This is a genomic window from Streptomyces sp. NPDC060198, from assembly GCF_042728415.1.
Classification (GTDB): Bacteria; Actinomycetota; Actinomycetes; order Streptomycetales; family Streptomycetaceae; genus Streptomyces.
The window spans coordinates 24,421-30,604 of the sequence record NZ_JBHWZJ010000050.1; the positions used below are offsets into that span (position 1 = coordinate 24,421).

Here is a 6,184-nt window from a genome sequence, read left to right on the forward strand (position 1 = left end):
GCGCCCCGATGCACGATCCGAACCAGCACACCTCCACCCGCTTCACCCCCGTCGTGGAGAAGGCCCTGCGCGCGGCGGGCTGGGAGCCCGGCCGCTGGATCATCCGGCAGGCGGAGGAGTGGGCCGACGCCCTGCGCGCCCACACCTCACCGGCGGGACACGAGCACGCGGTGTTCCCTGCCGTGGTCGAGGCCTGGGCGGAGTTCGGCAACCTGCACATCCTCGCCCCCGGCCCCGGCCGGCAGATCGCCCCCGCCTCCGTGCGGATCGACCCGCTCGGGGGCCTCCACCTCGCCCGCACCCTCGGCGACCTCGGCCGCGCACTGACCACCGAGATCAGCCCGCTGGGACAGGAGAGCGAGGGGCAGGCGATCCTCGCCATGGACAGCGAGGGCCGCGTCTACAGCATCGACCACACCGGCGACTGGTTCCTCGGCGCGGACATCGACCGGGCCCTGAACACCCTGCTCACCGGCGTCCAGCCGACCCGGCTGACATCGGGCTGAAGGGCCGGGCGGAAGCCGGGCGGCCCGCCCGCTCGCCTGCCCGACCGCCCCTGCTGCCCGCTGCCTGCCCGCCCCCGCCGCCCTCTTGCCTGCCCGCCCCTGCTGCCCGCTTGTCCGCATGCCCGCATGCCCGCATGCCCGCATGCCCGCATGCCGCGGATCGGTCTACGGATGCGGAACGGCGTCGTCGGGCAGACCGGCCAGGGCCACCGCGACGGCCGCCGTCGCGGTGGCCGCCCGAGGTACCCGTCCGCCGGCGAACCTCACCTCGAAGCGCCCCTCGCCGAGCGGCCGGATGCTCGGCAGGTCCGTGCAGATGGGCGGCGTGACCCGCCGGCTGAAGGTGAGACGGCCCACGGACGACCCCGGCGACAGGGCCCGCAGCCTCGGTTCTGCGAAGGTGGCCTCGACCAGGTCCTGCCAGTCGGTCCCGTGCCTGTGCCTGTACCTGCGCATCGACTGCCAGCGTGCCGGTACGGCCTCGCCGCGCTCATGGGCCTCGGCGAGATCCCAGGTGCTCAAGAAGGACCACCGCGCCGTGAGTTCGCGCACCCTGACCCCTTCGGCCCAGGAGCCCGTCGCGCCGGCGACCGTCGCCAGGTCATGCGTACGACCCGTCGCCATGTGGATGCCACGGGCCCAGCAGTCGACCACGAAGGTACGTTCGTCGGCGCCGACGAGCAGAACGGTCGCTGAGCGGCCGTCGGCCACCACCTTCGCCGCCACATGGCGCCAGCCCGGTGACGAGGTGAGCCCGTACCAGAGACCGCAGCGCGCACGGTCGGCCGCCGCCTGGAGCGCGTTCCGCAAGGAGCCCGCCCTCACCACGTCGGGATAGTGGGCCGCGTACGTGTACAGCGGATGGGAGACATCGGTCGGTGCAGCACCCACGGGGAGCCTCTCGGTCATACGACCGAGTGTGGCAGAACCGTCCGGCCGCCGCGGTCCGCCGACGGCCCCCGCCAGGTGCCCAACCTCTGTCGTCTTCAACGCCGTTCGGCGAGCAGCCGCTCGATGGCGTCGGCGACCTCCGCCGCCTGGATGTCGCGGCCGGTGCGGTTCGGGTGGACGTACCAGGGCAGTTCACGGCCTCCGTACCGCACCTCGGAGCTCTCCAGCAGGGCGCCGATACCGCGCCGGTCGCCGTCGCACCCGGTCGTGGCGCCGGTCCGGGCGTAGAGGTCGACGAAGGCCGCCCCCGCCTCCTCGGCCGCCTCCCTCATGAGGGCGTCGAGGGGGCGCTGCACTCCGGCATCGAGGAACGCCAGGGCGTCCTGCCCGATGTCGGCGAACGGCTTCTCCGTCCCGCCCGGGACCTCCGCGAGGCACCGCCCGGTGTCGGCGGGCACGAGCCGGGGGTAACCGACCAGCACCACACGGGCGTCGGGAGACTTTTCCCGCACCCGCGCGAACATCCGGCCCAAGTCCGTACGGACGGCCGCCATGCGCCCTTCCAGCCACCCTGCTCCCTCCCCCGCGAAGAACGCCGGGCACTCGGAGGCAGGCGAGGAGGCGTCCACCGGATCGGCGGGCATCAACAACCCCTCGGCCCCTCTGAGCCGTTGGGAGCACTGCTTGAGGATGCTCGCGACCCCGGCGGTGTTGCCGCCGACGCTGCCGACCACCAGCGCGGTGTCCGGCCCGATCGCGGCAGCCTGCGGGGCGACCCGCTCCCCACCGGACGGCGCGAGGCTCTGCGCGTCCCACACGTGGCGGATCTCGGCGCCCCCGCAGGACACGTCGTCCCGGACGTCGAGCCGGACACCGGCGGAGGCGAGCCGCTCGACGGTCTCGGCCGGGTAGTTCCCGGCGGACCGCAGACACCCCTGCGGGCCGCGCGTGGGAGCGATGCCGAAGTTGGCGGTGGAGGAGTCACCGATGAACACGGTCTCCACCGCGGGCACGGCGGTGACGGCGGCGGGAGCCGGGGCGGCGGCCGTCACCCACAGCCCGAGCACGACGAGCGCGGCAGCAGCGGTCTTGCGCACGCGAGTTCCTTCCGTGGAGCGACAACACAGGCCCACGGATCTTACGTTGTGCGACCGCTCGACTACACAACGAGCATGTCCGTACCGACGCGTGCGGGTGGAACGGTTCGGCGACCCCGCGGCGTCTACGCACCCGGCGGAGTCGTCCACGTATTCGGCCGCTCCATCACTGGCCTCGGCCGGCGGGACAGCCTTCAGGGCCCGGACCTTTCTCCATCCGCGCGGGATCACCGCGCGCACAGCGAAGGAGCACGTCGTGTCAGGACAGCGCAGGGCGAACGCCACTCCCACGCCCTCCGAAGGGCGGCGCCGACGGCGTACCGGCAGGCATACGGGACGGTGGATCGCGATAGCCGCGTCCGTCCTCGTCCTGGGCACGGCGGGTACGGGCGGCTGGATGTACTCCCACCTCAGCGGCAACATCTCGGGCGCCGACGTGGACGACGCCCTGGGCGGTGAGCGGCCCGAGGCCGCGGCCGGGGGCCAGAACATCCTCGTCATCGGCTCGGACAGCAGAGAGGGACTCGGCGACGCCTACGGCAAGAACCTCACCACGATGCAGTCCGACACCCTGATGCTGCTGCACACCGGCGGGGACGGGAAGTGGGCCTCCGTCGTCTCCTTCCCCCGTGACTCCTGGGTGCGGATACCGTCCTGCACACAGGGCGACGGCTCCACCACCGAGCCCCACCACTTCAAGATCAACGAGGCGTACGCGGTCGGCGGCTCCACCGGCGACAAGGCCAAGGCCGCCGCCTGCACCATCAAGACCGTCGAAGCCAACACCCACGTGCGCATCGACCACTTCCTGATCGCCGACTTCCGCGGCTTCACCGGAATGGTCAACGCGCTCGGGGGCGTGGAGGTCTGTCCCAAGGAGGACATCCACGACGGCAAGGCCCACCTCGACCTGAAGGCCGGATGCCAGCTCGTCCGGGACGACAAGGCCCTGGGCTACGTACGCGCCCGCTACAGCATCGGCGACGGCTCGGACATCGGCCGGATCGGCCGCCAGCAGGAGTTCATGAAGTCGCTGGCCGCCCGCGCCAAGTCCAAGCTGTACAACCCCACCGCGCTGTACGGCTTCCTCGACTCCGCCACCAAGTCGCTGACCACCGACCCGGAACTCGCCGGCATCAAGCCCCTCTACAGCCTGGCCGACAGCATCAAGGGCATACCCGCCGACCGGATCTCCTTCCTGACCGTCCCCAACTACCCGCGCGAACGCGACATACCGACGGACAAGGCGAACGTGTCCTGGCAACAGCCCGCGGCCCGCGATCTGTTCACCGCCATGAACGAGGACCGTGAGACGACACCGGCCGCACTCAAGGCAGCCGTGGCCGAACTTCCCGCGGCGGCCGGCACGGTCCGCGTCACCGTCCTCAACGGAACCGGAACCCGGGGCAAGGCCCAGGAGGTCGCCGACGCGCTCCGCGCCCTCGGCTTCCAGATCGCGGCCACCGGCAACGCCCCCGCGCACGTCGACAAGACCACCCTCACCTACACCCCGGACCAGGCGGACCAAGCCAAGTCCCTCGCGGGACGCCTGCCCGGCCTCACCCCGGCCCCCGCCGCACCGGACGCCGGCGCGGGCATCACCCTGGCCATCGGCCCCGACTTCCCGGACCTCACCGGGTGACGCCCGGCCGGGCGGCACCGTCCGGCACCCATCACCCCGCCCCCGGGGCCGAACCGGGCAGCCCCCGGAGCACGGAGCGCACGGAGCACGGACGCGACCGGTGCGCCAAAACCGGCCGGCTACCTCGCCCCGGACTCCCTCTCGCCCGCCACCTCGCGGACGCCCTGCCCCGGCACCACCACCTCGATCGGTACCGACTCCACCTCGGGCGCCACCACGACGACCTCCGGGGCGTCCGAAGTCTCCGGGGCGTCCGCGGTCTCCGGGGCCGCCGACCCGTCCGGCAGCACCGCCGACACCCGGAAGCCGCCCGCGTCGGTCGGGCCGGAGACGAAGACACCGCCGAGGCCGGTCACCCGCTCCCGCATCCCGACGAGGCCGTTGCCGCCGCTCGGCAGGTGGGCGTCGGCGACGGCCGCGTCACAGGGACCGTTCTCCACCTGCATCGCGACCTCCACCCCGCGGTGCGCGAGCCGTACCCACGTCTTCGCGCCGGCCGCGTGCTTGTGGACGTTGGTCAGCGCCTCCTGCACCACCCGGTACGCGGTCCGCTCGACCTGCGGGGCGTACGGGCGGGGAACACCCTGCACCGACAGCTCCACGGTCATGCCCGCCTGCCGCGACTGGGCGACCAGCGCCTCCAGCTCGCCGAGGCGCGGCCCGTCCTCCGCCGCGGAGGCGGCGGCAGCGGCGGCGGCCCGCCCCACGGAGGCCAGCGGCTGCCGCCCGTCACCGGCGTCCGGGCCCGACCCCGTACGCGGCGCGACCAGGGTGTCCCCGCTGCGCAGCACGCCCAGCATCTCGCGCAGCTCGGTCAGCGCCTGGCGCCCCATGTCCCCGACCAGCGCGGCGTTACGGACCGCCTTCGCGGGGTCCTTCGGGGCGATGGCCTGGAGTGCCGCCGCGTGCACCACCATCAGGCTCACCCGGTGCGCGACCACGTCGTGCATCTCCCGGGCGATCCGGGTCCGCTCCTCCGTACGCGCCCACTCCGCACGCTCCTCCGCCCGGTCCGCGAGCAGCGACAGCTCCCGCTCCAGCGAGTCGGCCCGTTCGCGCAGGCTCTCCATCAGCCGTCGCCGCGCGCCGATGTAGAGGCCGAAGAGGAGCGGGGGCGCGGTCAGCCCCAGCGCCATGAAGAGGGAGACGACGGGGGCGTACCAGTCCCCCGGCACGGCGGAGGACGCCTGGTCGACCAGGTTCCGGCTCAGCCGCAGGTAGGTGACGATGAAGCTGCCGACCAGCGACATCCCGGTCAGCACGACGGTGATCCTGCGCGGTATGTCGGACGCGGCGAGCGAGTAGAGGCCGACGATGCCCATGAGGAAGCCGACCTCGGCGGGCGTCGTCGCGATCGACACCAGCACCACGACGATCGGCCACCGGCGCCGCAGCACCAGGACCGACCCGGCCAGCAGCCCGAAGAGCACTCCGACCGGCACCGGCAGCCGGGCCTCCTGGGCGAACTGGATGCCCTCCAGCCCGCACTCCAGCGCCGAGACCAGCGCCAGTCCCACGTCCAGGGCGACACCACGCCGCCGTTCCCACCACCAGTAGCCGCGGGTGGTCGTTCCCGCCGCCTCCCGGTCTGCCCCCGTTGCGGTCATGCCATCCACCCTACGGGCGCCCGCATCCCATTTTCGGGTGACCTCGACAGCACGACGCGTGTTCGAACGAGGGGGGACGCGGGGAATCCCCGGAACCGGCGATTTCCGGGAGAACCGCGTGCGGCGGCCGGGTGTCCCGGGTGACCACCGCCACGTGACGGATGCCGCAGACGGGCGCGGGGCGACGCCGGGAACGGAATCCCGGCATCGAACACCGGAGACGGCTTGCCGCGCACATCCCGAAAAGTGCCCATCCGCACCGTCGCGTCGGAGGCCACAGGTACGGCATAGTGGTGGCTGCCGATCATCCGGTTCCACAGAACCGGACATAAGAGACAAGCCATCCCGGGTCGTCTAATGGCAGGACAAATGGTTTTGGTCCATTGAATGAGGGTTCGATTCCTTCCCCGGGAGCTCTTCGACGCGGGCCCCGACCTCACC

5 protein-coding genes and 1 tRNA gene are annotated in these 6,184 nt (G+C 72.6%); 3 read left to right on the forward strand and 3 right to left on the reverse strand.

Features of this window, described 5'->3' with window-relative positions:
* Positions 1-8 precede the first annotated feature (8 nt).
* On the forward strand, positions 9-506 hold the full coding sequence (locus tag ACFWEP_RS09845; RefSeq protein WP_387368306.1) for an SUKH-3 domain-containing protein: 498 nt from the start codon (positions 9-11) through the stop codon (positions 504-506).
* 165 nt (positions 507-671) lie between these two features.
* Here ACFWEP_RS09845 and ACFWEP_RS09850 read toward each other — a convergent pair whose 3' ends face one another.
* The gene (locus ACFWEP_RS09850) at positions 672-1,415 is read right to left on the reverse strand and encodes a DUF6193 family natural product biosynthesis protein (protein ID WP_387368308.1); all 744 of its coding nucleotides are present in this window, start codon (positions 1,413-1,415) and stop codon (positions 672-674) included.
* A gap of 77 nt (positions 1,416-1,492) precedes the next feature.
* Entirely contained in the window at positions 1,493-2,494 is a 1,002-nt protein-coding gene (locus ACFWEP_RS09855) for an SGNH/GDSL hydrolase family protein (protein WP_387368310.1), read from the reverse strand.
* A 397-nt stretch (positions 2,495-2,891) separates the two neighbouring features.
* Here ACFWEP_RS09855 and ACFWEP_RS09860 point away from each other — a divergent pair, with 397 nt between their 5' ends.
* Complete coding sequence (locus ACFWEP_RS09860; RefSeq protein WP_387368314.1) at positions 2,892-4,136, forward strand: LCP family protein; 1,245 nt, start codon at positions 2,892-2,894, stop codon at positions 4,134-4,136.
* A gap of 119 nt (positions 4,137-4,255) precedes the next feature.
* On the opposite strand, the gene ACFWEP_RS09865 is transcribed toward ACFWEP_RS09860, so the two are convergent.
* Entirely contained in the window at positions 4,256-5,743 is a 1,488-nt protein-coding gene (locus tag ACFWEP_RS09865) for a sensor histidine kinase (protein WP_387368312.1), read from the reverse strand.
* A 343-nt stretch (positions 5,744-6,086) separates the two neighbouring features.
* Between ACFWEP_RS09865 and ACFWEP_RS09870 the strand changes: the two genes are divergently transcribed.
* Positions 6,087-6,157: transfer RNA gene (locus tag ACFWEP_RS09870), tRNA-Gln, on the forward strand.
* Positions 6,158-6,184: the final 27 nt, after the last annotated feature.

Coding starts and splice junctions, on each gene's coding strand:
- ACFWEP_RS09860 (WP_387368314.1), top strand. CDS start 2,892: ATGTACTCCCACCTCAGCGGCAACATCTCGGGCGCCGACGTGGACGAC.
- ACFWEP_RS09850 (WP_387368308.1), bottom strand. CDS start 1,415: ATGACCGAGAGGCTCCCCGTGGGTGCTGCACCGACCGATGTCTCCCAT.
- ACFWEP_RS09845 (WP_387368306.1), top strand. CDS start 9: ATGCACGATCCGAACCAGCACACCTCCACCCGCTTCACCCCCGTCGTG.
- ACFWEP_RS09865 (WP_387368312.1), bottom strand. CDS start 5,743: ATGACCGCAACGGGGGCAGACCGGGAGGCGGCGGGAACGACCACCCGC.